At 71.4% G+C, this 23773-nt stretch carries 26 protein-coding genes; 7 read left to right on the top strand and 19 right to left on the bottom strand.

Features of this window, described 5'->3' with window-relative positions:
• The first annotated feature begins 53 nt into the window (after positions 1 to 53).
• Together AAG827_RS13855 and AAG827_RS13850 are read left to right on the top strand one after the other, a co-directional pair.
• Positions 54 to 527: an Lrp/AsnC family transcriptional regulator gene (locus tag AAG827_RS13855; RefSeq protein ID WP_341926658.1), complete on the top strand. Its 474-nt coding sequence runs from the start codon at positions 54 to 56 to the stop codon at positions 525 to 527.
• Positions 512 to 1897, top strand: coding sequence for an FAD-binding oxidoreductase (locus tag AAG827_RS13850; protein WP_341926656.1), 1386 nt, complete (start codon positions 512 to 514; stop codon positions 1895 to 1897). The genes AAG827_RS13855 and AAG827_RS13850 overlap by 16 nt, the downstream gene beginning before the upstream one ends.
• Before the next feature lie 46 nt (positions 1898 to 1943).
• Here AAG827_RS13850 and AAG827_RS13845 read toward each other — a convergent pair whose 3' ends face one another.
• Positions 1944 to 3377 carry a M1 family metallopeptidase gene (locus AAG827_RS13845; protein WP_341926655.1) on the bottom strand — a complete coding sequence of 478 codons (1434 nt, stop codon included), beginning with the start codon at positions 3375 to 3377 and terminating at the stop codon, positions 1944 to 1946.
• Positions 3378 to 3602: 225 nt separating this feature from the next.
• Here AAG827_RS13845 and AAG827_RS13840 point away from each other — a divergent pair, with 225 nt between their 5' ends.
• Together AAG827_RS13840 and AAG827_RS13835 are read left to right on the top strand one after the other, a co-directional pair.
• Entirely contained in the window at positions 3603 to 4460 is an 858-nt protein-coding gene (locus tag AAG827_RS13840; RefSeq protein ID WP_341926653.1) for an RIO1 family regulatory kinase/ATPase, read from the top strand.
• A gap of 31 nt (positions 4461 to 4491) precedes the next feature.
• Positions 4492 to 5577 carry a Rossmann fold nucleotide-binding protein gene (locus AAG827_RS13835; RefSeq protein WP_341926652.1) on the top strand — a complete coding sequence of 362 codons (1086 nt, stop codon included), beginning with the start codon at positions 4492 to 4494 and terminating at the stop codon, positions 5575 to 5577.
• 4 nt (positions 5578 to 5581) lie between these two features.
• Here AAG827_RS13835 and AAG827_RS13830 read toward each other — a convergent pair whose 3' ends face one another.
• Positions 5582 to 6754: a glycosyltransferase family 1 protein gene (locus AAG827_RS13830; RefSeq protein ID WP_341926651.1), complete on the bottom strand. Its 1173-nt coding sequence runs from the start codon at positions 6752 to 6754 to the stop codon at positions 5582 to 5584.
• A gap of 158 nt (positions 6755 to 6912) precedes the next feature.
• On the opposite strand from AAG827_RS13830, the gene AAG827_RS13825 reads away from it, so the two are divergent.
• The 3 genes from AAG827_RS13825 to AAG827_RS13815 are packed head-to-tail and all read left to right on the top strand — an operon-like array spanning position 6913 to position 8831.
• A complete protein-coding gene (locus AAG827_RS13825; protein ID WP_341926650.1) occupies positions 6913 to 7458 on the top strand; it encodes an RNA polymerase sigma factor in 546 nt (181 codons plus the stop codon).
• Positions 7455 to 8153: an anti-sigma factor gene (locus AAG827_RS13820; protein ID WP_341926649.1), complete on the top strand. Its 699-nt coding sequence runs from the start codon at positions 7455 to 7457 to the stop codon at positions 8151 to 8153. Before AAG827_RS13825 ends, AAG827_RS13820 begins: the two co-directional genes overlap by 4 nt.
• A 48-nt stretch (positions 8154 to 8201) precedes the next feature.
• Positions 8202 to 8831: a fasciclin domain-containing protein gene (locus AAG827_RS13815; RefSeq protein ID WP_341926648.1), complete on the top strand. Its 630-nt coding sequence runs from the start codon at positions 8202 to 8204 to the stop codon at positions 8829 to 8831.
• 80 nt (positions 8832 to 8911) lie between these two features.
• On the opposite strand, the gene AAG827_RS13810 is transcribed toward AAG827_RS13815, so the two are convergent.
• The 17 genes from AAG827_RS13810 to tsf form a co-directional block, all read right to left on the bottom strand.
• On the bottom strand, positions 8912 to 9745 hold the full coding sequence (locus AAG827_RS13810; RefSeq protein WP_341926647.1) for a GNAT family N-acetyltransferase: 834 nt from the start codon (positions 9743 to 9745) through the stop codon (positions 8912 to 8914).
• 3 nt (positions 9746 to 9748) lie between these two features.
• Complete coding sequence (gene rlmN / locus AAG827_RS13805) at positions 9749 to 10876, bottom strand: 23S rRNA (adenine(2503)-C(2))-methyltransferase RlmN (protein WP_341926646.1); 1128 nt, start codon at positions 10874 to 10876, stop codon at positions 9749 to 9751.
• Between the two features lie 72 nt (positions 10877 to 10948).
• Positions 10949 to 12667 carry a glycerol-3-phosphate dehydrogenase/oxidase gene (locus AAG827_RS13800; protein ID WP_341926645.1) on the bottom strand — a complete coding sequence of 573 codons (1719 nt, stop codon included), beginning with the start codon at positions 12665 to 12667 and terminating at the stop codon, positions 10949 to 10951.
• 65 nt (positions 12668 to 12732) lie between these two features.
• Positions 12733 to 14256: a glycerol kinase GlpK gene (gene glpK, locus AAG827_RS13795; RefSeq protein ID WP_341926644.1), complete on the bottom strand. Its 1524-nt coding sequence runs from the start codon at positions 14254 to 14256 to the stop codon at positions 12733 to 12735.
• A 54-nt stretch (positions 14257 to 14310) separates the two neighbouring features.
• Complete coding sequence (locus tag AAG827_RS13790; protein ID WP_341926642.1) at positions 14311 to 15165, bottom strand: MIP family channel protein; 855 nt, start codon at positions 15163 to 15165, stop codon at positions 14311 to 14313.
• A 92-nt stretch (positions 15166 to 15257) separates the two neighbouring features.
• On the bottom strand, positions 15258 to 15629 hold the full coding sequence (locus tag AAG827_RS13785) for a hypothetical protein (RefSeq protein ID WP_341926641.1): 372 nt from the start codon (positions 15627 to 15629) through the stop codon (positions 15258 to 15260).
• Positions 15626 to 16021 carry a hypothetical protein gene (locus AAG827_RS13780; protein ID WP_341926640.1) on the bottom strand — a complete coding sequence of 132 codons (396 nt, stop codon included), beginning with the start codon at positions 16019 to 16021 and terminating at the stop codon, positions 15626 to 15628. Before AAG827_RS13780 ends, AAG827_RS13785 begins: the two co-directional genes overlap by 4 nt.
• Before the next feature lie 67 nt (positions 16022 to 16088).
• Positions 16089 to 16403 carry a hypothetical protein gene (locus AAG827_RS13775; RefSeq protein WP_341926638.1) on the bottom strand — a complete coding sequence of 105 codons (315 nt, stop codon included), beginning with the start codon at positions 16401 to 16403 and terminating at the stop codon, positions 16089 to 16091.
• On the bottom strand, positions 16400 to 17947 hold the full coding sequence (locus tag AAG827_RS13770; protein ID WP_341926637.1) for a radical SAM protein: 1548 nt from the start codon (positions 17945 to 17947) through the stop codon (positions 16400 to 16402). The genes AAG827_RS13775 and AAG827_RS13770 overlap by 4 nt, the downstream gene beginning before the upstream one ends.
• Before the next feature lie 41 nt (positions 17948 to 17988).
• Positions 17989 to 18753, bottom strand: coding sequence for a prolipoprotein diacylglyceryl transferase family protein (locus AAG827_RS13765; RefSeq protein WP_341926636.1), 765 nt, complete (start codon positions 18751 to 18753; stop codon positions 17989 to 17991).
• Between the two features lie 162 nt (positions 18754 to 18915).
• Positions 18916 to 19422, bottom strand: a complete 507-nt coding sequence (locus tag AAG827_RS13760) for a TspO/MBR family protein (protein WP_341926634.1) — start codon at positions 19420 to 19422, stop codon at positions 18916 to 18918.
• Positions 19419 to 19949: a histidine phosphatase family protein gene (locus AAG827_RS13755; protein ID WP_341926633.1), complete on the bottom strand. Its 531-nt coding sequence runs from the start codon at positions 19947 to 19949 to the stop codon at positions 19419 to 19421. Before AAG827_RS13755 ends, AAG827_RS13760 begins: the two co-directional genes overlap by 4 nt.
• The gene (locus tag AAG827_RS13750) at positions 19946 to 20824 is read right to left on the bottom strand and encodes a phosphatidate cytidylyltransferase (RefSeq protein WP_341926631.1); all 879 of its coding nucleotides are present in this window, start codon (positions 20822 to 20824) and stop codon (positions 19946 to 19948) included. The genes AAG827_RS13755 and AAG827_RS13750 overlap by 4 nt, the downstream gene beginning before the upstream one ends.
• Positions 20825 to 20846: 22 nt before the next feature.
• Positions 20847 to 21401: a ribosome recycling factor gene (gene frr / locus AAG827_RS13745; protein WP_309647047.1), complete on the bottom strand. Its 555-nt coding sequence runs from the start codon at positions 21399 to 21401 to the stop codon at positions 20847 to 20849.
• A 51-nt stretch (positions 21402 to 21452) separates the two neighbouring features.
• On the bottom strand, positions 21453 to 22166 hold the full coding sequence (gene pyrH, locus AAG827_RS13740; protein WP_341926630.1) for a UMP kinase: 714 nt from the start codon (positions 22164 to 22166) through the stop codon (positions 21453 to 21455).
• A 158-nt stretch (positions 22167 to 22324) separates the two neighbouring features.
• Positions 22325 to 22783 (bottom strand): GyrI-like domain-containing protein, encoded by a 459-nt coding sequence (locus tag AAG827_RS13735; protein ID WP_341926629.1) that lies wholly within the window; start codon positions 22781 to 22783, stop codon positions 22325 to 22327.
• 113 nt (positions 22784 to 22896) lie between these two features.
• Positions 22897 to 23709 carry a translation elongation factor Ts gene (tsf, locus tag AAG827_RS13730; protein ID WP_341926628.1) on the bottom strand — a complete coding sequence of 271 codons (813 nt, stop codon included), beginning with the start codon at positions 23707 to 23709 and terminating at the stop codon, positions 22897 to 22899.
• Positions 23710 to 23773 lie beyond the last annotated feature (64 nt).

Raw genomic sequence — 23773 nt, 5'->3', positions numbered from 1 at the left:
CGACGCGCCGCCGAAACGTGCCCCCAGCCGGTCGACCGGCTAGTTTGACGCCCATGACGAGGAAGCAGGAGCGCGCCGGGATCACCCTCGACGAGGTCTCCAAGGCCATCATCGAAGAGCTCCAGGCCGACGGGCGTCGCTCCTACGCCGCGATCGGCAAGGTGGTCGGCCTCTCCGAAGCAGCGGTGCGCCAGCGCGTGCAGCGCCTCATCGAGAGCGGCGTGATGCAGATCGTGGCCGTCACGGATCCCCTCCAGCTCGGCTTCGCCCGCCAGGCGATGATCGGCGTCAACGTCGACGGGCCGCTGGAGTCGGTGGGCGACGCACTGGCGGACCTCGAGGAGGTCGACTACGTGGTGATCACCGCCGGCCGCTACGACCTGCTCGTCGAGGTCGTGGCCGAGACCGACGACCACCTGCTGGAGCTGATCTCCGGCAAGATCCGCGAGGTCGAGGGCGTCGTGTCGACCGAGACGTTCATGTACCTCAAGCTGCGCAAGCAGACCTACTCGTGGGGCGTGCGCTGAGCACGTACGCCGACCTGTCGCTGTGGCACGCCACTGCGGGCGACCGGTGGTCACCGCGGGCGGCGCTGGACGGCGACACCGACTGCGACGTGGTCGTGGTCGGTGCGGGGTTCACGGGGCTGTGGACCGCCTACTACCTCGCCGAGGCGGACCCGTCGCTGCGCATCGTGGTGATCGAGGCCGAGACCGCCGGCTTCGGGGCGTCGGGCCGCAACGGGGGCTGGTGCTCCGCGCTCTTCCCCGCGTCGCTCCCGAGCCTGGCCGGGCTGGCCGGTCGTGACGCCGCGCTGGCCCAGCACCGCGAGATGCGCGCGACCGTGGACGAGGTGGTCCGCGTGGCCGCCGCCGAGGGGATCGAGGCCGACATCGCCCAGGGCGGCACGATCACGCTGGCTCGCTCGCGACCCCAGTGGCAGCGCGCGCAGCAGGAGGTCGCGTCCGCACGCACCTGGGGCCGCGACGGGACCGACGTACGGCTGATGGGGCGGGGTGAGACGCACGAGCGGCTGCGGGCTACCCGCACGCGGGGCGCTTCCTTCACCCCCGACTGTGCGGCGATCCACCCCGCCAAGCTGGTGCGCGGGCTGGCAGTGGCCGTGGAGCGGCGCGGGGTGCGCATCGTCGAGCAGACCCGGGTCACCTCGATCGTGCCCGGCCGTGCGGTGACCACGCACGGAGTCGTGCGGGCCGAGCACGTCATCCGGGCCACCGAGGGCTTCACGCCCGGCCTGCCGGGCGTGCGTCGGGCGGTGGCGCCGGTCTACTCGCTGATGATCGCGACCGAGCCGCTCCCCGACGCGGTCTGGGACGAGATCGGGCTGCGCGAGCGCGAGACCTTCAGCGACCACCGACACCTGATCATCTACGGACAGCGCACCGCCGACGGCCGCCTGGCCTTCGGCGGCCGCGGCGCGCCCTACCACTGGGGCTCGCGCGTGCGTCCGGACTTCGACCGCGACGCACGCGTGCACGCCGGGCTCTGGACGACCCTGCTCGACCTCTTCCCGGTGCTGGCCGGCTCGAAGGTCACGCACGCCTGGGGCGGACCGCTGGGCATCCCCCGCGACTGGTGCGCCTCGGTCGGCCTCGACCGCACCACGGGGCTCGGGTGGGCCGGTGGCTACGTGGGTGACGGCGTCGGCACCACCAACCTCGCCGGCCGCACGCTGCGTGACCTGGTCCTGCGCCGCGACACCGAGCTGTCGCGGCTGCCGTGGGTCGGCCACGCGTCACGTCCGTGGGAGCCGGAGCCCCTGCGCTGGCTGGGCATCAACGTCGGGCTGCGCGCGATGACCCTCGCGGACGCCGAGGAGTCACTGACCCGTCGGCAGAGCCTGGCCGCTCGGGTCGTCGCGCCGCTGCTGGGCTGAGGCCGCCCGCCCGGCCGACGGATGGTCTCGACGCCTCGGTGGGCGGTCAGAGCAGCCCGTTGGCGCTGGTGCGCGCCGGGCGGGTGGTGCCGCGCAGCCACACCGCGAAGAAGTCGGCGAGGTCGCGACCGGTGACCTGCTCGGCCAGGACCTCGAAGTCCTCGGTCGAGGCGTTGCCGCCGGCGTGCTGGTCGACCCACCGGCGCAGCAGGGCCCAGAAGTCGCGCTCGCCGACCACGCCGCGCAGTGCCTGCAGGAGCATGGCGCCGCGCACGTAGACCGCGTGGTCGAAGAGCCGCTCGACCCCGGGGTCGTCGAGACGGACCTGCCAGAAGTCGGCGTCACCGTGGTGCTCGTCGTACTGCTGCTGGAGCCAGCGGGCGCCGTCGATCCGGCCACGGGTCTCGCCGTAGCGGACCTCCATGAAGGTGGCCGCCCCCTCGTTGAGCCAGATGTCGTGCCAGCTGTCGACCGACACCGAGTCGCCGAACCACTGGTGGGCGAGCTCGTGCACCACGACCGGGCCGGAGCCGGGCGCGAGGACGGGATAGACCGGCCGGGTCTGGTTCTCCAGGGCGAAGGGCGTGGTCAGGCTGGTGGTCACTCCCCCGGTCGAGCCGAAGGGATAGGGGCCGAGCTGGGTCTGCAGCCAGGACGTGAGCCGCGCGGAGTGCCGCATCAAGCGCTGCGAGCGCCGGAAGTCGGCGGCGGGGATGGCGCGCGAGACCGCGGTGACCCACGGCAGGCCGCGGTGCGTGCCGCGCTCGACCTCGAAGGGCCCGGCGGCGAAGTAGGCGAGGTAGGGCGCCATCGGCTCGACCGATCGCCACCTCGTCGTGGCGAAGGCACCGGTGACCTCACGGCCGACGCGCTGACCACCCGCGACGACCACCTTGCCGCGCGGCACGCTGATCGAGATGTCCATCAGGGCCTTGTCGCGGGGGTGGTCGTTGGCCGGGAACCACCAGGTCGCCATGTGGGGCTGGTTGACCGCGATCACCTCGGTGCTGCTGGCGACCCAGTTGGACTCCCCCTCCCAGGCGATGTCCCCCGGGTGACCGAGGTAGCGCACCACGACGTCGAACGTCCGGCCCGCGGCCAGCGGCCGCACCGGGGTGATCCGCAGCTCGTGCGGGTCGGGCCGCTCGTAGGCGGCCGCCTGACCGTCGACGGTGACGCCCGTGACCGGCAGCAGCAGGTCGAGGTTGAACGTCGTCAGCGGCTCGGTGGCGGTGATCGTGAGGCGTGTCCACCCGCTCAGCCGACGCGACCGGAAGCGGTAGGTGTCGTGGATCTCGTAGCGCTGGACGTCGATCCCGCCGTTGCCGTCGAGGGGGAAGTAGTCGTCGCCGATGCCGTCGGATCCCGACCGCGCGACCGTGTCGGACCGGTCCGGCCCCCCTGCGGGGCGACCGTCGGCCGACGGCGCCAGCGTGAGCACCAGAGCCACGGCGGCGAACGCCGCTGCTGCTGGCTTCATGCGGCTCAACCTAGTCCAGCGCGCGCCCGCACCGGGGTCCGCAACGCGGGGCAGCACGGTCCCCGACGACGTCGTCGCAAAATCGGTTGCACCTCCACCACGGGCGGCCCCACCCTGGAGCCAGCCATCGGTGCCTGCCGGTGCCCGACGACGAGGAGCGTGACATGTCGACGACTGTCCTTGGCCTGACCTCAGACCACCTCTCCTCCTCGCACTGGAGCACCCTTGTCATCCCAGCTCTCGTCGTCCCCGGACGACGCCCCTGATCCGTCCTTCACCTTCGACTTCACCGCCTACGACGACCTCGACGACCCCGCCCAGCGCTGGTCGACCTGGCTCTCCGTCGAGCCGCTCTGCCGCGGCCCGGAGCCCCGTCCCCCCTGGGTGGTGACCTCGCAGGGCGCCATCGACACCGACCTCGGCATCCTCAAGACCGGCAAGGAGGGCGACGTCTTCCTCCTGGAGCGGGCCGACCCCCTCGACCCGGAGCGGTCGGTCGTCATGGCCGCCAAGCGCTACCGCGGCGAGGAGCACCGCTCCTTCCACCGCTCGAGCACCTACACCGAGGGCCGCAAGATGCGGAACACCCGCGACGCGCGCGCCCTGGCCAAGAAGTCGGCGCACGGCCGGGCGGTCGCCGCCGGCCAGTGGGCCTGGGCGGAGTGGCAGGCGCTCGTGCGCCTCCACGAGATCGGCGTCCCGGTGCCCTACCCCGTCCAGATCGACGGGACCGAGATCCTCATGGAGTGGGTCCAGGTCAACGGGGAGACGGCCCCGCGCCTCGCCCAGACCCGGCCCGACCGGGAGCGCCTGGAGTCCTACTGGGCACAGCTGGTCGACACCCTGACCATCCTGGTCCAGCACGGGATCGTCCACGGAGACCTCTCGCCCTACAACATCTTGGCGGCGGGCGACCGGCTCGTGGTCATCGACCTCCCGCAGGTCGTCGACCTGGTCGCCAACCCCGCCGGGATGGACTTCCTGCTGCGCGACTGCACCAACGTGGCCACCTGGTTCCGCTCGCGGGGGCTCGAGGTCGACGAGCAGGAGCTCTTCGGGGAGCTGATGGCGCGGGCCTTCTGAGTCGTTCACGGGGTCGACTAGGTTCGGCCCCGTGAACCGCACCCGGGGCCGTGGCGTCCGCATCGAGACCCTCGAGGACTTCGACCGACGGATCGCCCGTGGCGCCCATCGGTTGTCGGGATGGCGTCTCTACGGCGTCGACCTGAGCTCGCGCTCCCAGCAGCTGGCGACGTGCCGTGTCTCCGGGGCGACCTTCCTCGGGTGCACCTTCGCCGAGGGCGACAGCGAGCGGGTCGAGGAAGCGGGCGGTCTGGTGCTGCCCGCGATCGGCCACGTGCCGGTCGACGTCTACCGGTCACGGCTCTACGCGGTGGACGACCTCTACGACACGGCGTCCTACGCCGACTCGCTGGACGCCCGGGCCTATGCCTGGTCGCAGCACGGCGAGGGCGAGGACGACACGCTCGCCCGGGCGCTGCACGACCACGCGATCGACCAGGCACTGGCGACGTGGACCCACGGTCGCCGCCTGGTCGGCGTCATGGGCGGGCATGCGCTCACCCGCGACCAGCCCGCCTACGCCGACGCGGTGCGCCTCGGTGCCGGTCTGGGCGTCCACCACGTGGTCGCGACCGGCGGCGGCCCGGGGGCGATGGAGGCGGCCAACCTGGGCGCCCGCCTCGCCGGCCGCGACCCCGGGGCCCTCGACGCTGCACTCGCGCTGCTGGCGGCCGTGCCGTCGTACCACCCCTCGGTGGAGGCGTGGGTGGGGTCGGCGCGTGCGGTGCTCTCGGACTTCCCCGAGGGCAGGGAGGGGCTCAGCATCCCGACCTGGCACTACGGGCACGAGCCGGCCAACCTGTTCGCGACGGCGATCGCGAAGTACTTCCGCAACTCCACGCGCGAGGCGATCCTGCTGGAGGTGTGCGACGCCGGCATCGTCTTCCTGCCGGGGGCAGGGGGGACGGTGCAGGAGATCTTCCAGGACGCCTGTGAGAACTACTACGCCGACGAGTCGTCCGTGGCGCCGATGGTGCTGGTCGGACGCGAGCACTGGACCGAGACCGTGCCCGCGTGGCCCCTGCTCCAGGCGCTGGCTCGCGGTCGCGCGATGGAACAGCACGTGCACCTCGTCGACACCGTCGAGGAGGCCGTCGCGCTGGTCGACGCCGGCTGACGCGTCAGCCGGCGAGACGTGCGGGTGCGGCCCGGACGGCGATCACGTCGCGGTAGTGATCGACCAGCGCCTCGTTGACCGACTGCCACGACCGGTCACGCACGCTGCGCCGGGCGGCGAGGCCCATCGTGCGACGGGTGAGCTTGTGGCCGACCAGGCCGTCGACGTACGACGCGAGGTCGGCGCCGTCGCCCGGCTCGTAGAGGTGCCCGGCCACGCCGTCGGTGACGACGTCGATCGGACCGCCGGAGCGCGGCGCGACGACCGGCACCCCGGAGGCGAGCGCCTCCTGCGCGGACTGGCAGTAGGTCTCGTGGCGTCCGGTGTGCACGAAGACGTCCAGCGAGGCGTAGGCGCGGCTGAGGTCGTCGCCGTGGAGGACCCCGAGGAAGGTGGCACCGGGGAGCAGGCTGCGCAGCCGCTGCTCCTCCGGGCCACCTCCGACGACCACCAGCGCGTAGCGGGGGTCGTCCGCCAGGTGGCTCAGGAGGTGGAGCTCCTTCTCAGGCGCCAGACGACCGACGTAGCCGACGAGCAGTCGGCCGTCGGGGGCGAGCTGTCGACGCAGGTCGGCGGAGCGCCACACCGGGTGGAACGCCTGGAGGTCGACGCCCCGCGGCCACAGGGCGGTCCCCGGGATCGCGAGGTCGCGCAGCTGCGCGAGGCTGGCCGAGGAGGGCGCCAGGGTGCGGTCGACCTTGGTGTGGATGCGGCGCGTCAGCGACGCCATCGCCCGGCCGCCGCCGGGCACGTCGTAGCGCTCGGCGAAGCCGACGAGGTCGGTCTGGTAGATCGCGACCGTCGGGATCCCCAGGCTCTGGGCGGCCTTCGCCGCCTGGTAGCCCAACGTCGCCGGCGAGGCGATGTGCACGACGTCGGGCGCGAAGCGCTCCATGATCGAGCGCAGCCGGCGCCGGGTCTCGAGCCCGATGCGGAAGTCGGGGTAGAGCGGCAGGTTGGCGCCACGGGCGTGCAGCACCGGGAAGCCGGCGTACGACGACGGGCCGGTCGGCGCGACCAGCGCGGCATCGTGCCCGGTCGCGGCGAGGTGCTCGAGCACCCGGCGCACGGAGTTGGTGACCCCGTTGACCTGGGGCAGGAACGACTCGGCGACGACGAGGACGCGGAGGCGGTCGGTGGGGGCGGTGGTCCTGGGCAGCTCGATCAGGTCGGCCATGACCGTGACGCTAGGAGCGCCGCAGCAACGCCCGCCGATCGCTGCGTGGCCGGTGCGTGAACGTCGTGGGACGGGCGGAGGCCGCGCCGAGGTGCCCGGCGAGAAGAATTTCTCCCGATCCTGCAACCGGTCGACCTGCTGGGCACGAAGTACTGGTCATGGACGGAGGGCAGAGCATCGGGGCTCGGTTGGCGCGACGCGACGAGCTGGCGCTCGAGGACGCCTACTCGACCTACGGCCCGGGACTCCTGGCCTACCTGCGCCGCTACGTGGGACCCGACGAGGCGGAGGACGTGCTGCAGAAGACGTTCCTCGACGCCTGGAAGGGGGCGGGGCGCTACGAGCCCGGGCAGCGCTTCAGTGCCTGGCTCTTCACCATCGCCCACCGCCGGGCCGTCGACAGCCTGCGGCAACGACGTCACCCCGTGGTCGACGTCGAGACCGTGCGTGACCTGGTCGGCGAGGACGGCCGGGAGACGATGCAGCGCTTCGCGGACGCCGCCGAGGTGCGCGCCGCGCTGGTCCGGCTCCCCGAGCACGAGCGGGAGGTGCTCGAGCTGGCCTACTACGCCGACCTGACCCAGCGCGAGATCGCGGCCCGTCTCGAGGTGCCGCTCGGCACCGTCAAGGCTCGGGCCGCTCGTGGGACCCGGCACCTGGAGGACCTGCTCCGGAGGGAACGAGACGAAGGAGGCATGCCATGAACAGCTCGCACCGACCCGAGCAGCACCCCGACCTCTTCGCCCTGGTCAAGGGTGAGCTCTCCAACGACGCGGTCCTCGCTGCCGGTGACCACCTGGAGGGATGCGCCCCGTGCCGCGAGGAGCTCGTCGACACCCTTGTCGGTCATGCGCTGCTGGCGCGCGCCGTGCACACGATGAGCAGCACCCCACCCGTCACCGACCCCTGGGACGCACGGGACCTGCCGGCGCTCGCAGCGCCCGTCCGCCGCGGCCGAGGCTTCCTCCTGGCCGCCGCGGCCACGGTGGCCGTCGGCGCCGTGGCCGTCGGTGCCCTGACGCTCGGAAGCGGGGATGACCCCCAGCAGGCGCCGCCGGTCGCCGCACCGGCGCAGGTCATCACCCTCGACGCGGTCGAGGGGACGGCCACCGGCGAGGTCACGATGGTGCGCGACGACCGCGGCACCCTGATGACGATCAGCGCACCCGACCTGCCGGGGACCGACGCCCGCCACTTCTACCAGGCCTGGTTGCTCGACCCGGCCACCAACAAGATGCTGTCGCTCGGACTGGTGTCCGGGGACGGCACCACCTTCCGCGTCGACGACGAGCTGCTGGCGGCGTACGGCGCCGTCGACGTGAGCCTCGAGGCCGACGACGGCGACCCGCAGCACTCGGTCACGTCGGTCCTGCGCGGCTCCTACGAGCCCACTGTCTGAGCCGCACCCGCGGCTCGTGTCCACCGCACCACCAAGGAGAGGGAAACCATGAAGAAGCTCCACCGCACCACCGCCGGCCTCGTGGCCGCTCTCGCCGCATCGGCCACCGCGCTGACCGCTCTGCCTGCGGAGGCTGCTCAGGGCAACCGCAGCGTGGCGAAGGTCCTGGCTGCCGACGGCAACCGCTTCGACCGCAACTGGGGTGACTTCGACATCACCGAGAAGGCGGTCCTGGCCGTGCTGGAGGCCAAGCCGGACAGCGCGGTCACGCTGCTGACGCAGGGCTCGAAGCGGGCGACGGTCTTCGTGCCCACGGACAACGCCTTCCGCCTGCTCGTGGGCGACCTGACCGGCACGAAGCCGGGCACGGAGGCCAAGACCTTCGACGCCGTCGCGGGTCTGGGCATCGACACCGTGGAGGCCGTGCTGCTCTACCACGTGGTCGCCGGCAGGACGCTGGTCTCGGAGAAGGTCGTCGGCGCTGACGGCTCCTACGTGCGCACCGCCGCGGGGACCACCTTCAAGGTCGTCGTCAACCACGAGGGCGTGGTGAAGATCCAGGACAAGGACCGCAACGACGAGAACGCCGAGGCGATCCCGCGCCTGCTCGACCTCAACCGGGGCAACAAGCAGGTCGCCCACGGCATCGACCGGGTGCTGCGTCCCGTCGACCTCTGACGCGACCTCCCCTGACGGCGGCGGCGGCCCTCTCCCCCAGCGGGTCGCCGCCGCTCACGCGTCTGCGGGCCTCGACGAGGTCAGCGCAGCGGCACGACGTAGGACAGCTCCTGGCCGAAGACGGAGAAGCCGGCCCGGCGCAGGATCGGTCCGGAGGTCTGGACGCGCCCCTTGACCAGGCCCATCGTGAGACCGTGCTCGCGGGCGTAGTCGAGGCGCGCGGACAGCAGCGCGCGATAGACACCGTGGCCGCGGGCCTCCTCCAGGACCGAGCCGCCCCACAGGCGGGCGACGTGCTCGCCCACGGCGAGGCCGGCCGCGCCGACCGGGCGACCGTCGAGGTAGGCGACCAGGCAGCCGCCCTCCCCGGCGGGCACGGTCGTGGCCGCCGTGCGCGCCGCTGACGCGAGCTCCTCGTCCGGAGGCATCTCGTCCCCGAAGACCCTGGTCTGCACGAGCTGGGCGTCGCGCTCGGTGGCGACGTCGGTGTTCCACCGGAGCTCCAGGTCGGTCGGGACGTCCAGGTCGACCGCGGGGCCGGTGAGGTCCAGGGCGAGCACGTCGAGCGTCTCGTCGACGACTCCCCCGAGCCCGACCACGGCGTCCTCCAGGCCCTCGGGCGAGCCGAGCCGGACCCACCAGAGCAGCTCGTCGACGTCGTGCTCGCGAGCGCGCTCCATCACCTCACCGACCGCTTCATCGAGCGGGCGACGCGGCTCGAGGCGCAGCAAGGCCAGCGGCTGGGTGAACCACTCCGGGTAGCGCACCAGCAGCAGCTCGTCGGTCTCGACCGTCGTCGCCGACTCCGGCACCCAGGTCCAGGCCGCGCACGCGGCGGCCACGTCCTCGGGGGTCAGGCGGGACTCCATCTGCTCACGCTCGCACGCGGGGTCGACCACTTCCCGCGGCGACACGCCTCAGGCCTCGGTCGCCGCCAGCTGCCCGCAGGCACCGTCGATCTCGCGGCCGCGGGTGTCGCGGACCGTGGTGGGCACACCCTTGGCCTCGAGCCGACGGACGAACTCACGCTCGTCGGCGGGGTCGGACGCGGTCCACTTGGAGCCGGGCGTCGGGTTGAGCGGGATCAGGTTGACGTGGACCCAGCCCCAGTCGCCGTAGGAGCGCAGGACGTCGCCGAGCAGGTCGGCGCGGTGGGCCTGGTCGTTGATGCCGCGCATCATGGCGTATTCGATGGAGACGCGGCGCTTGGTGACCCGCGCGTAGTTCCACGCGGCCTCGACCGTCTCGGCGACCGAGTAGCGGGTGTTGATCGGGACCAGCTCGTTGCGCAGCTCGTCGTCGGGCGCGTGGAGGCTGAGCGCGAGCGTGACCGGGATGCCCTCCTCGGTCAGCTGGTTGATCCGCGGCACGAGGCCGACGGTCGAGACCGTGATGCCGCGCGCCGACATGCCGAGGCCGTCGGGTGAGGGGTCGACGAGGCGGCGTACGGCGCCGATGACGGCCTTGTAGTTGGCCAGCGGCTCGCCCATGCCCATGAAGACCACGTTGGAGACGCGCCCGGGCCCGCCGGGGACCTCGCCGCGCGCCATCGACCGGGCGCCGGCGACGACCTGCTCGACGATCTCGGCGGTCGACATGTTGCGCTGCAGACCGCCCTGACCGGTGGCGCAGAAGGGGCAGGCCATGCCGCAACCGGCCTGGCTGGAGACGCAGACGGTGGCCCGGTCGGGGTAGCGCATCAGGACCGACTCCACGAGCGCGCCGTCGAAGAGCTTCCACAGCGTCTTGCGCGTGGTGCCCTTGTCGGCCTCCATCGTGCGCAGCGGCGTCATCAGGTTCGGCAGCAGGGCCGCGACCAGGTCGGCACGCTGGCCGGCGGGCAGGTCCGTCATCTGCTCGGGGTCGTCGACGAGACGGCCGAAGTAGTGCGTGGAGAGCTGCTTGGCACGGAAGCCGGGCAGGCCCTGCTCCTCGAGGAGCGCCTTGCGCTCGGGCGAGGTGAGGTCGGCGAGGTGCCGCGGGGGCTTCTTGCGGCCACGCGGCTCGTCGAAGACGAGGGGAAGGGTCTTGATCGGCTCTGACATCAGACCCATTGTCCCACTCCCGGGGCGGACGTCGCGAAACGACGACCGCCCCGCTCGTGGAGGGGTGGCCGATCAGCTGAGAGGCACCACGTCGGCCGCGCCGAGACGGGCCGCGTCGGCGGTCTCGTCGTCGGGCATCTGCTGGCTCTCCCGCTCGGCCTCGACCCGGGCGCGGTAGTGCTCGATCTCCAACGCCCGCTGCTCCGCGCTCCAGCCGAGCACGTCGCCGACCAGCTCCGCGACCTCCGCGGCGGCACCGACCCCGCGGTCGAACGTCTCGATCGAGATGCGGGTGCGACGGGTGAGCACGTCGTCGAGGTGTCGTGCACCCTCGTGGCTGGCGGCGTAGACCGCCTCCACCCGCAGGTAGTCGGCCGCACCGGTGAGCGGCTCCCCCAGCGACGGGTCGTCCTCGACGAGCGCGAGCAGCTCGTGCACCAGCGAGCCGTAGCGGTCGAGCAGGTGCTCGATCCACACGTCGTGCAGGCCCGCCTGGCGCGCGAGGAGGTGCCGGTTGTTCCACAGGGCGTGGTAGCCCTCGGCCCCGAGCAGCGGGACGTCCTGGGTGACCGAGTCCGGCACTCGCCGGTCGAGGTGGGTGTCGAGCCCGTAGACCGCCTCGTCGACGGCGTCCTTGGCCATGACCCGGTACGTCGTGTACTTGCCGCCGGCGACGACCACCAGGCCCGGCGCGGGGTGACCGACCGCGTGCTCGCGGGAGAGCTTGGAGGTGGCGTCGGACTCCCCCTCCAGCAGCGGTCGGAGCCCGGCGTAGACCCCGACGACGTCCTCGCGTGTCAGGGGGACCTCGAGCACCCTGTTGACGTGCTCGAGGAGGTAGTCGATGTCGGCCTGGCTGGCCGCCGGGTGCGACTTGTCGAGGTCCCAGTCGGTGTCAGTGGTGCCGATGATCCAGTGACGACCCCACGGGATCACGAACAGCACGGACTTCTCCGTGCGCAGGATGAGCCCCACCTCGGAGCGGATCCGGTCCTTGGGGACGACGAGGTGGACGCCCTTGCTGGCCCGCACGCTGAACTGGCCTCGCTGTCCCCCGAGCGACTGGGTCTCGTCGGTCCAGACGCCGGTGGCGTTGACGACCTGGCGCGCCCGGATGTCGAAGGTCGTGTCGCTCTCCAGGTCGCGCACCCGCGCCCCGGTCACCCGCTCGCCCTCGCGCAGCAGCTCGACGACGCGCACGCGTGAGGCGACATGCGCGCCGTAGGCGGCGGCCGTCCGCGCCAGGAACATCGTGTGCCGGGCGTCGTCGACCTGGGCGTCGTAGTAGTGCAGGGCACCGACCAGCGCGTCCTTGCGCAGCGACGGAGCCAGGCGGCGTGCGCCCTTGCGGGTCAGGTGCTTGTGCAACGGCACCCCGGCCCGACCCGAGAGTCGCGACATGGCGTCGTAGAGCGCCACCCCCGACCCGGCGTAGATCCTCTCCCACCCGCGGTGCTGGAGCGGGTAGAGGAACGCGACCGGCTTGACCAGGTGCGGTGCCAGGTGCTGGATCAGCAGGCCTCGCTCCTTGAGCGCCTCGGCGACCAGCCCGAAGTCGAGCATCTCGAGGTAGCGCAGCCCGCCGTGGATCAGCTTGCTGGACCGGCTCGACGTGCCGGAGGCGAAGTCGCGCGCCTCCACCAGCCCCACGGAGAGCCCGCGCGTCGCCGCGTCGAGCGCGGACCCGGCACCGACGACCCCGGCACCGATGACCAGGATGTCGAGCTCGTCCTCGGCCAGCCGGCGCAGGGACTCCTCACGGGACGCGGGTGACAGGGCGACGGATCTCATGGGTGGCCTCTCCGTGGGGGATGCTGCGACGGACGTGCTTCAGGTGTAGCAGTCGATCGAAGGCGTCACTCGACGTCGACCCAGTCAAGCGTGCGCTCGACCGCCTTCTTCCACTGGGCATAACCCGTCGAGCGCTGCTCGTCATCCCACTGTGGCGACCATCTCCTGCCCTCGTTCCAGTTCTTGCGCAGCTCGTCGGTGTTGGCCCAGAAGCCGACCGCCAGCCCAGCGGCGTACGCCGCTCCCAGGCAGGTGGTCTCGGCGACCATCGGCCGGCTCACCTCGACACCGAGGACGTCGGCCTGGATCTGCATGCACAGCTCGTTGGCGGTCACGCCGCCGTCGACCTTGAGGACCTCGAGCTTGACGCCGGAGTCCTGCTCCATCGCCTCGGCGACGTCGCGCGACTGGTAGCAGATGGCCTCCAGCGTGGCCCGTGCGACGTGGGCGTTGGTGTTGAAGCGCGACAGCCCGACGATGGCGCCACGGGCATCGGAACGCCAGTAGGGCGCGAACAGCCCGGAGAAGGCGGGCACGAAGTAGACCCCACCGTTGTCGTCGACCTGACGCGCCAGCGACTCGCTCTGGGAGGCCCCGGAGATGATGCCGAGCTGGTCGCGCAGCCACTGGACCGCCGAGCCCGTGACGGCGATGGAACCCTCGAGCGCGTAGACCGGCTTGTCGTCCCCGAAGCGGTAGCAGACCGTGGTGAGCAGGCCGTTGTCGGAGCGCACCAGCTCGGTGCCGGTGTTGAGCAGCATGAAGTTGCCGGTGCCGTAGGTGTTCTTGGCCTCGCCGGGCTCGAAGCACACCTGCCCCACGGTGGCGGCCTGCTGGTCCCCGAGGATGCCGGTGATCGGCACCTCTCCGCGGAACGGGCCGTTGGCGAGCGTCGTGCCGTAGCCGCCGGGCTCGCTGGAGGAGCGGATCTCGGGGAGCATCGCGCGAGGGATGTCGAAGAGCGCGAGCAGCTCGTCGTCCCACTCGCAGGTCTCGAGGTCCATCAGCATCGTGCGGCTCGCGTTGGTGACGTCGGTGACGTGCACCCCACCGTCGGTGCCACCGGTGAGGTTCCAGATCAGCCAGGAGTCGGTGGTGCCGAAGATCGCGTCGCCGGCCTCGGCGGCCTCGCGGACCCCGTCGACGTTCTCGAGGATCCACTGGATCTTGCCGCCGGCGAAGTAGGTCGCCGGCGGGAGCCCGGCCCGCTTGCGGATCAGGTCGCCGTGCCCGTCGCGCTCGAGCTTCGAGGCGATCTTGTCGGTGCGGGTGTCCTGCCAGACGATCGCGTTGTAGTAGGGCCGTCCGGTGGTGCGGTTCCACACGACGGTCGTCTCGCGCTGGTTTGTGATGCCGACCGCGGCGAGGTCCTTGCTGCTCAGGCCGGCCTTGCCGAGCGCGGTCTGGATCACCGAGCTCGTGCGCTCCCAGATCTCCACCGGGTTGTGCTCCACCCAGCCGGCCTTGGGCATGATCTGCTCGTGCTCGAGCTGGTGGCGGGCGACCTCCTCCCCGGCGTGGTCGAAGATCATGAAGCGGGTGCTGGTGGTGCCCTGGTCGACGGCTCCGACGTATTCAGCCATGGTCATCTCTCCTCGGTGCTTCGCTGCTGCATGGGCTTGTGGGTGCGTGCTGGGGCTTGCTCATCGGCGGCCGGCGGACTCGCGGTCGCGGCTCTGGACCGTCTCGGGCACGGGCTCGCCGACGGCTTCGTCCTCGCCCGGCTCCTCGGCGAGGTGGCGCTCGATGAGGACCTTGAACAGGCCCCCACCGACGAGGCCGCCGACGAGCGGCGCCACGATCGGCAGCCAGAAGTAGAGGCCCCCGTCCTGGTCGCGCCAAGCGCCGCCGTAGCCGGTGATGAACGAGGCCAGGCGCGGGCCGAAGTCGCGCGCGGGGTTGATGGCGTAGCCGGCGTTGGCGCCCCACGCCATGCCGATCGCCACGACCAGCAGGCCGACCACGACCGGCCCGAGGTTGGCCATGGGCGGGTTGTTCCACGCCGAGGTCAGCGCGAAGATCACGAACACCAGGATCGCGGTCCCCACGACCTGGTCGACGAACGCCGAGCTGAGGCTCACGTCGGCGACGCCGTTGCCGGGCAGCGTCGAGAAGATCCCCTGCGTGGCGATCGTGTGGCCGGGGTCGACGGCCGCGATCAGGTCGGAGTAGGACACCCGCACGATGAGGGCCGCGACGAACGCGCCCAGCGTCTGCGCCACGGCGTAGGGCAGGACCTTGCGCCAGGCGAAGCCCTGGAAGACCGCCAGGGCCAAGGTGACGGCGGGGTTGAGGTGGGCGCCGGAGAGGCGCGCGGCGACATAGACACCGAGGGTGACGCCCAGGCCCCAGGCCCAGGCGATCGAGTCGTGGTCACCCAGGCTGCCGTCGGCGCTGGTGCTGACCTGCGCCACCACCCCGACGCCGAAGAGGATGAGGATGAGGGTGCCGGCGAACTCCGCGCACAGCTCCCCGACGAGCGGGTTCTTCTGCTTCATGGTCGATGTCCTCCCGAGACATGCCGCCGGATGTGGCGACCGTCACAGCCTTGCCCGTAGGAGGCGGCTCAAACCGACCGGGGGCGAGACTCTCAGCCCTCGACCTCGACGAGGAACCACACGACCAGCGCGGCGACCCCCACGACGACGACCAACGTGGTGGACATCCCGATCAGCATGTAGCGGCCGAATCGTCGGGTGCGAGGCGCAGCCACCAGGCCGATCGGGACGCCCAGGGTCAGCAGCACGAAGGGGAACAGCTCCTCGGCGCGGCCGTAGTCGAACATCGCGCTGAGGATCGCCGCGAAGGCGCCCGGCACGAGGATCACGAAGGCCAGGCCCGTGAAGAACCCCGTCAGCGCGGTGAACGTCGGGTGGTCGCGGTGCCACCAGTCCGGCTGACGCTGCTCGGTCTCGGCCTGCTCGTCGGGCTCGGCACGCTCGTCCTGCTGCTCGGTGCTCATGCGGAGCCTTCCGTGAGTCCTTGGATGATGTAGGCGCAGGCGCCGGCCAGGACGATCGTGCTCAGCCCGGCGCCGATCATCAGCCCGACCGCCCACATCCGTGTCGCGCGGAAGAAGAGCATCGGCGCCGGCAGGAGCGTCGGCACGAGCACGCACAGGGCGAAGACCATCTCTCCGGTGATGCTGGTGTCGCTGCTGACCGTGGAGCCGATGATGATCAGCACCGCGACCAGCACGATCACGCCGCCGACCATCCCGAGCACCGCGCCGATCAGCACCTTCGACCACCCGGCCATGCCGGGCTGCTGCTGGTAGGGCGAGGGGGGCGGCGGGTAGGGCGGTCCGTAGCCAGGCGGTCCGTAGCCCGGCGGCGGGGTCGGCGGCTCGGTCATCGCCCCCACCTCCCGCGCCTCGTCGTCACCCCCCGAGAGTAGAACGCGGGGAGCCGGGATGGGGCGATCACCACACCCACCAGCCCAGCGCGATCCCGCCGACGCCTGCCGCGACCAGCGCGGCGAGGTAGACCAGCACGATCCGGGTGTCGCCGAGCTTGCACCTGCTGCGCAGCAGACCGGCCCGTCGGGCCCGCCAGTAGCCGACGAAGCCGAGCGTCGCGAACCCCACGACCGCCACCGGCCCGAGCAGCCACGCGAGCAGCGCGACGGTGGCATAGACGCACAGCCGCAGCGGGTCGTACGGCGCCGCGTCACCCGACTGCTCGCGGGGCGTGGTCTCGAGCCGCTGGGGCTCGACGACCCGCGGGTCGTGGCTCACGACCGCTGCCCCGTCGCCGTGGAGATCCGCGTGCGGCTCAACGGCATCCACGCCTGCACGGCACAGAACGGCGCGCACTGGTGGGCGCCCGAGTCCTCGTTGACCGTGGCGACGTGCACACAGCACTGCGTCAGCCGCTCCTCGATCATCGTGTCCATGTCCATGAACGGCTTGACCGTCACCCGCAGCACCCGCTCCCCCAGCATCCGGCGCAGCCGCTGGTGCTGGCCCGGCAGCCTGCTCGAGGCGAGCGCGGTCAGGGTGCCGATGCCGATGTCGCAGTTCTGGCAGATGTCGCGCCAGATCGTGCTCATCGAGGGGTGCGAGAGCGAGGACTGCTCGGAGAGCAGGTCGAGCAGGGAGCCCTTGACGACCTGCTTCATCGCATCAGGGATGGTGTCGTCGGCGATCCGGTTGGCCAGCAGGTCGGGCTCCAGGTCGAGCCACTGCTTGAGCCGGTCGTGGCCGATCAGCGCCGTGAGCGAGCTCCACGAGCCCGAGTCGTCGCGCATCAGGTAGCCCACCGAGCAGCAGTGCGGATGCGAGCACGGCAGCGCGGTCAGGTCGCGCCAGGTGACGACCCCGTTGGTCTGCTCCTCCAGCCGCGCCAGGACGCCGGTGTGGGTGAGCCGCTCGAGCGGGTCGATCGCCCCGGAGCGTCCGCTGCCGAAGACCGGCTGGATGGTCACGCCGCCGACGTAGGGCGTGTCGAGGGCGCGCTTGAGCACGAAGCCGATCTCGTCGTCGTTGACGCCCAGCGCCGCGGTCATCGTGAGCGTCGTGAAGATCCCGGCCGCGGAGAGCCGCTCGATCGCGCGGTCCTTGAAGCGCCGGATGTCGGCACCACGGTGGTAGGTGGACGCGTGCGCCGACTCCCCGTCGTACTGGAGATAGATCTCGACACGCTCGCGGTGCTGGGTCAGCAGGGCCAGCAGCACGTCGTCCTGCGCCACGAGCAGGCCGTTGGTGTTGATCAGGATCCGCACGACGGGTCGCGCGACCACGGCCTCGAGCAGCTCGGCGAGCTGCGGGTAGAGCGTCGGCTCCCCACCGGAGAGCATGAGCACGTCGATGCGGCCGTTCTCCCGGGCCAGACGGGCGTCGATCGAGGCGAGCACGGCCTCCAGCGGCGCGACCGATGCGAGCGCCGGCGACGACTCGGCGAAGCAGGTCGGGCACTTGAGGTTGCAGTGGTCGAGGAGGTCCTCGAGCAGGATGCAGGTGTGCTGGGTCTGCATCTCCGGGAGCCCGTCCTCGTAGGCCGAGGGCACCGGCTTGAAGTTGCCGCGCAGGTCGGGCTCGTGCACCTTGGTCGGCGCGGTCCACTCCTCGAGGTAGCGCAGGATCTCGGGCGACTCGTCGTACATCGTGCGGACCAGGCCGTGGTCGGGGCAGCCGCGCTCCAGCCAGATGCGGTCGTCGCGCTCGACCAGCCACCCGGAGAGACGGCGTACGTCGGCCAGAGGGCGGTCGGGCACCTCCTCGTGGCACAGGGGGCAGAAGGCGTTGACGTAGCGGTGGATGCGGTCCCCGCGCAGCGGCATGCCAGGACCCCGAGCGGCCGACCCTTTCGACGTCTGCTGGGTCATGCGGTGACCTGCTCTCGGGAGGCGGGGCGGAGCGCGTCACGGTAGCGACCGCGACGCACCTGGAGCGCGATCCGCGCCAGGACCAGCGGGATCGTCATGAGCAGGAAGAGCTGGGGGCGGGTGAGGCCCTCCCAGGCGACCTCGTTGCCGCGGACGAGCTCGACGAGGAAGCGGAAGACGCCGTAGGCGGCGACGTACCAGACGAAGGACTCCCCCGGCGGGAGCGAGCGGTGCCGCAGCCACAGCCACAGCACGAGGAACGCGGTGAGGTGGAAGGCGATCTCGTAGACGAACGACGGGTGCAGGCCGACGCCCGCGGGCGCACCCGTGCGCTCGGCCGCCGCGGCGTCGAGCGTGATGCCCCAACCGCCGGCGGTCGGGGTGCCCGGCGCCTCGGTGAGCAGGCAGCCGATGCGGCCGACGGCCATGCCCAGCGCGACGGCCGGCGCGAAGAGGTCACCGGTGCGGATCTTGTAGCCCACCGCGCGCTTGGCGACGTGCACGCCGAGCCAGGCGCCGACCAGCCCGCCGAGGATCGAGCGGTTGCCGTAGAGCCACTGCTCGGCGAACGACGCGTTGTCCCGCAGGTCGACGTGCTGGAGCCAGGTGCCCATCCGCATGAACACCGCGCCCCCCACGACCGCGCCGAGGATCACGAAGGCGAGCCGCTCGTCGGTCTGGCCACGACGGCGGGCCTCGAGGGTGAAGACGGCGCCGGCCACGATCACGCCGAGCAGGACGAAGAGCTCGTGGGTGGGCACGCCACCGAGGGTGGGATACATCGACTAGAAGGATCCGGGCAGGAAGAGCGACGCGCAGACCCCGGCACGCACCAGCAGCACGATGCCGACGATGATCGGCAGCGCCCGCAGCGGCTTGCCCGGAGACGCCTGGTCGCTCATGGGGCCCAATATGTCACCGGATCAGGCGTTGCGGCGCGCGATCGAGGTGTTGAGCGCGGTGGCGAAGCCGCACCAGAGCGGGTAGGGCGCCAGCGCGGTGCCCAGCGACGGGTCGACGTCGCCCACCCGCTTGACCAGCGCGGCCGAGTGGGCCGTGAGGACGGCGCACCAGGCGGCGGACAGCCAGGGTCGACGCACCCGCCAGAACAGGACGCTCCAGCCGGTGTTGAGCACCAGGTTGGTCGCGAGGGCCCGTCGCAGCGCGGCAGCCTGGTCGTGGCGCCCCTCCTGCTCGAGAAGGGTCAGCGCAGCGGCGCTGGTGAGGGCGATGTCGGCGTAGAGCGGGGTCCACACCAGGGGGTAGGCGATCGTCGGCGGGTCCCACGGCGGCTTCTCGAGCCGGAGGTACCAGTCGGTGTCCGGCGTCGTGGCGGCCGCACCGAGACCAGCGCTGGCGAAGGCGGCCGCGCCGGTGGCGGCGAGGGTGCGCAGGCCTCGGCGGCTGCGCAGCGTGCTCCAGGACGTCATGGGGCCAGCATGTCAGGGGTCACCACGAGGACGTCCGGCATCGCCAGGGCGGCCCAGCGGTCCAGGTCGGGCACGCTGCCGGTCAGCTCGGCGACGGTGAGGGTCCAGGCCGTGCCGTGCCCGACGAGCACGACGTCCTCTCCTGCGTGGACGTCGAGGATGCGACGGACCGCGGGGACCACACGGCCGCGACAGGCGCTCAGCGGTTCCCACCCGTCGTACGCCGAGGTGGTGGGGTGCTCGAAGGCTCGTCGTACGACGCCGGCGAAGTCGTCGATCCAGTCGGCCGTCTCGCGGCGGTGCTCCGCGAGGTCCTCGACGATGCCCACGTCGCCCTCGGTGAGGAGCTGGGCCGTGCCGACCGCCTTGGGCTCCGGGGAGCAGAACCACGCGGCGTCCTGAGGCAGCCGCCCCGACTCACGCAGCGCCCAGATGTCGTCGAACCCGGCCGGATCGAGCTCCCAGGCGGCCGGGATGCGGCCGCTCTCGGGCAGGGAGCGACCGTGCCGCACGAGGAAGAGGGTCACGTGAAGACGAGGTAGTGCAGGAGCAGCCAGATCGGCGCGACGGTGGCGAGCAGCGAGTCGAGCCGGTCCATCAGGCCGCCGTGGCCGGGGATGACCTGGCTCATGTCCTTGATGCCGAGGTCGCGCTTGATCACCGACTCGCACAGGTCGCCGAGCGTCGCCATGACCGCGGCGATGAGGCCCAGGCAGACCCCGATCCACCAGTCGGCCTCGAGCAGGTAGACGACCAGCACGATGCCGGCGCCGATCGTCGCCAGGATCGAGCCGATGAAGCCCTCCCAGGACTTCTTGGGCGAGATGACCGGCGCCATCGGGTGCCTGCCGAACAGGACGCCGCCGATGTAGCCGCCGGTGTCGGAGGCGATGGTGACGAGGATGAAGGTGATGATCGCCTTGACACCGTCGTCGTCGAGGCCCGCGGTGTTGCCGCGACCACCCTCGGAGAGCAGCAGGGCGACGAACGAGCCGAGGAAGGGCACGTAGACGAGGGTGAACACCGACGCCGTCGCGTTCTGCACGTAGCCGTCGATCCCCCGCTGCAGCAGCCAGAGCATGGTCACCAGCGCGGCGACGGCCGTGGCGGTCACCAGCGCCGGGGCACCCCAGTAGTAGGCGACGACGACCATCGCGACACCGCCCAGCATGAGCGGCTGCTCAGGCAGGTCGATGTCCTTGGCGAGCATGCCCTTGCGGAGCTCCCAGATCGCCACGACCACGGCGACGACCACGATCAGCATGAACGCGGTCTTCCAGAAGAACAGGGATGCCGCGATGGCACCGAGCAGCACGACCGCGGACGTGATCGCCGCCGGCAGGTCACGCCCGGCTCGGCCGTGGTCCTTGGTCGGCGGCGCCGTCGGTGAGGTCTCCGTCATCGGGGTGTGAGCTGTCGGGTCCTCAGACCTCGAGCAGCTCGGCTTCCTTGTTCTTGAGCATCTCGTCGATGGCGTCGGTGTGGGTCTTGGTGACCCCGTCGAGCTTCTTCTCGGCTCCGGTGACGTCGTCCTTGCCGACCTCGCCGTCCTTCTCGAGCTTCTCGAGGTTCTGCTTCGCCGTGCGGCGCAGGTTGCGGACCGCGACGCGCCCGTCCTCGGCCTTGGCGCGGGCGACCTTGATGTACTCCTTGCGGCGCTCCTCGGTGAGCTCGGGGAAGACGCAGCGCAGCACCTTGCCGTCGTTGGAGGGGTTGACGCCCAGGTCGGAGTCACGGATGGCGCGCTCGACGTTGCCCATCGCACCCTGGTCGTAGGGCGCGATCAGGATGACGCGGGCCTCCTGGGCGGTGAAGGACGCGAGCTGCTGCAGCGGGGTCGGCGAGCCGTAGTAGTCGACCACGATCTTGCTGAACATGCTCGGCGCGGCACGACCGGCACGGATCGCGGCGAACTCCTCGCGCGTCGACTCCACCGACTTGTCCATCTTGGTGTCGGCTTCCTTGAGGATCTCGTTGATCACGGTGCTTCCTTTGCCTTGGTCTGGTGCCGGTGCTCGGGGTCGGGCGGGTCAGTCCGCGCTGACCAGCGTGCCGATTCTGTCACCCTTCACGGCGCGGAGGATGTTGCCCTCGGGCTCCATGCCGAAGACGATCATCGGCATCTTGTTCTCCATGCAGAGGGCGAACGCGGTGGCGTCGGCCACCTTGAGGCCCTGCTGGAGGGCGTCGTTGAAGGTGATGTGCTCGAGCTTGGTGGCCGTCGGGTCGAGCTTGGGGTCGGCGGTGTAGACGCCGTCCACGCCGTTCTTGCCCATCAGGACCACCTCGCACTTGGTCTCGAGTGCTCGCTGGGCGGCGACGGTGTCGGTCGAGAAGAACGGCATGCCCATGCCGGCGCCGAAGATGACGACCCGGCCCTTCTCCATGTGCCGGATCGCCCGGCGCGGGATGTAGGGCTCGGCGACCTGGCCCATCGTGATGGCGGTCTGGACCCGGGTGTCGACGCCGAGCTTCTCGAGGAAGTCCTGGAGGGCCAGGCAGTTCATCACAATGCCGAGCATGCCCATGTAGTCGGCACGGACCCGGTCGATGCCACGCTGCTGGAGCTCGGCCCCTCGGAAGAAGTTGCCCCCGCCCGTGACGACCGCGATCTGGACACCGGCGCTGGACACCGAGGCGATCTCGCGGGCGATGGCCTGGACGACGTCGGGGTCGACGCCGACCTTGCCGCCACCGAAGACCTCTCCGGACAGCTTGAGGAGCACACGCTTGTAGCCGGTCATCGGGTCCTTCCGTCCTGCTGGCCGCCTTGCTGGCCGCCCTGCTGGGCGGTCGGAGCGAGGTTACCTGCCCGCGTGCCCTGCTCGCGCTACCCGGTCCGCACGAGACCCGCGCGCACGCGCGGTGGATCACACCGCGACGCCTGTGGTCTCGCCCTGGATCAGGCGATCGGCCAGGTGATGCGCGTGCGCCACGTCGCCGGCTCCGGCTCGTCCTCCGGGTTGCTCAGGTAGGTCTCCCACATGGTCGCGCCGAGCGAGATCCCCCGGTCGGCGCCAGACGACTCCATCTCCGCATACGTGCTCTCCAGGGTGTCGTAGGCACCGACATGGATCGCCTCGACCGCCTTCCCCTCCGGCAGGCAGCCGGGCACGACCGTGTCCGCCGCCACGACGGCCGTTGCCACCGGGAAGCCGGCCTCGACGTCGATCACGGCGCCCGGCGCGCCGTAGTACCTCCCGAAGGGTGGACCCACGGGTGTCACGCCCTGGGACTCCAGCACCGTCATCGTCTCCTGGAAGGCCCGTCCGAAGAACTCGGTCAGCTCGCTCATCGGCACCGACGCACGCACTCCTGCGGTCGGCTGCTCCACGACGTCGACCACGCAGATGTCTGTCATGCCTCGATCATCACCGCGGCGACGTGGGTCGGACAGGGCCGAAGGCCCTCAACCACCAGCAGCGCTGCCGTGGACGGCAGCGCTGCTGGAGGGGTCGTGCGAGGAGCGAGTGCTCAGGCGCCGACCTCGAAGCGGACGAACCGCTTCAGGGTGGTCCCGGCCTCGTCGAGGACCGTCTTGACCGACTTCTTGTTCTCGACGACCGACGGCTGCTCGAGCAGCACGACGTCCTTGAAGAAGCCGTTGAGCCGGCCCTCGGTGATCTTGGCGATCGCCTGCTCGGGCTTGCCCTCCTCACGCGAGGTCGCCTCGGCGATCTCACGCTCCTTGGCAACGACGTCCTCGGGGACCTCGTCACGGGTGAGGAACTGCGGACACATCGCGGCGACCTGCATCGCGGCAGCGCGCGCGGCGTCGGCGTCGCCGTCGTACTCGACGAGCACGCCGACGGCGGGCGGCAGGTCGGCTGCACGCTTGTGCATGTAGACGACCGTGGAGCCACCGAAGTAGGCGACGCGACCGAGCTCGATCTTCTCGCCGATGGAGACGGCCAGGTCGTTGACGACCTCGCCGACGGTCTTGCCATCGAGCTCGACGGCCTTGAGGGCCTCGGCGTCGGCCGCTTGGGCGGCGTCGGCCGCCTCGGCGATCTGCTGGGCCGCGGTGACGAACTGGTCGCCCTTGGCGACGAAGTCGGTCTCGCAGTTGAGCTCGACCAGGGCACCACCGGAGGTGGCGACCAGGCCGGCGGAGGCCTCGCGCTCGGCGGCGCGCTCGGCCATCTTCTTGCCGCCCTTGATCCGCAGGATCTCGACGGCCTTGTCGAAGTCGCCGTCGGCCTCGGTGAGCGCCTTCTTGCAGTCCATCATGCCGGCGCCCGAAGTCTCGCGGAGCTTCTTGACGTCAGCGGCGGTGATGTTCGCCATGGGTGTGTGTCTCCCTCAGGGGTCTGGTGGGTCGAGAGGTCGTGACCGGCGCGGGGGGGGGGGG

The organism is Nocardioides psychrotolerans (genome assembly GCF_943371775.1).
Taxonomy (GTDB): domain Bacteria; phylum Actinomycetota; class Actinomycetes; order Propionibacteriales; family Nocardioidaceae; genus Nocardioides; species Nocardioides psychrotolerans_A.
Note: the sequence above shows the minus strand (reverse complement) of the source record. Positions and strands in the feature narration are given on the sequence as shown.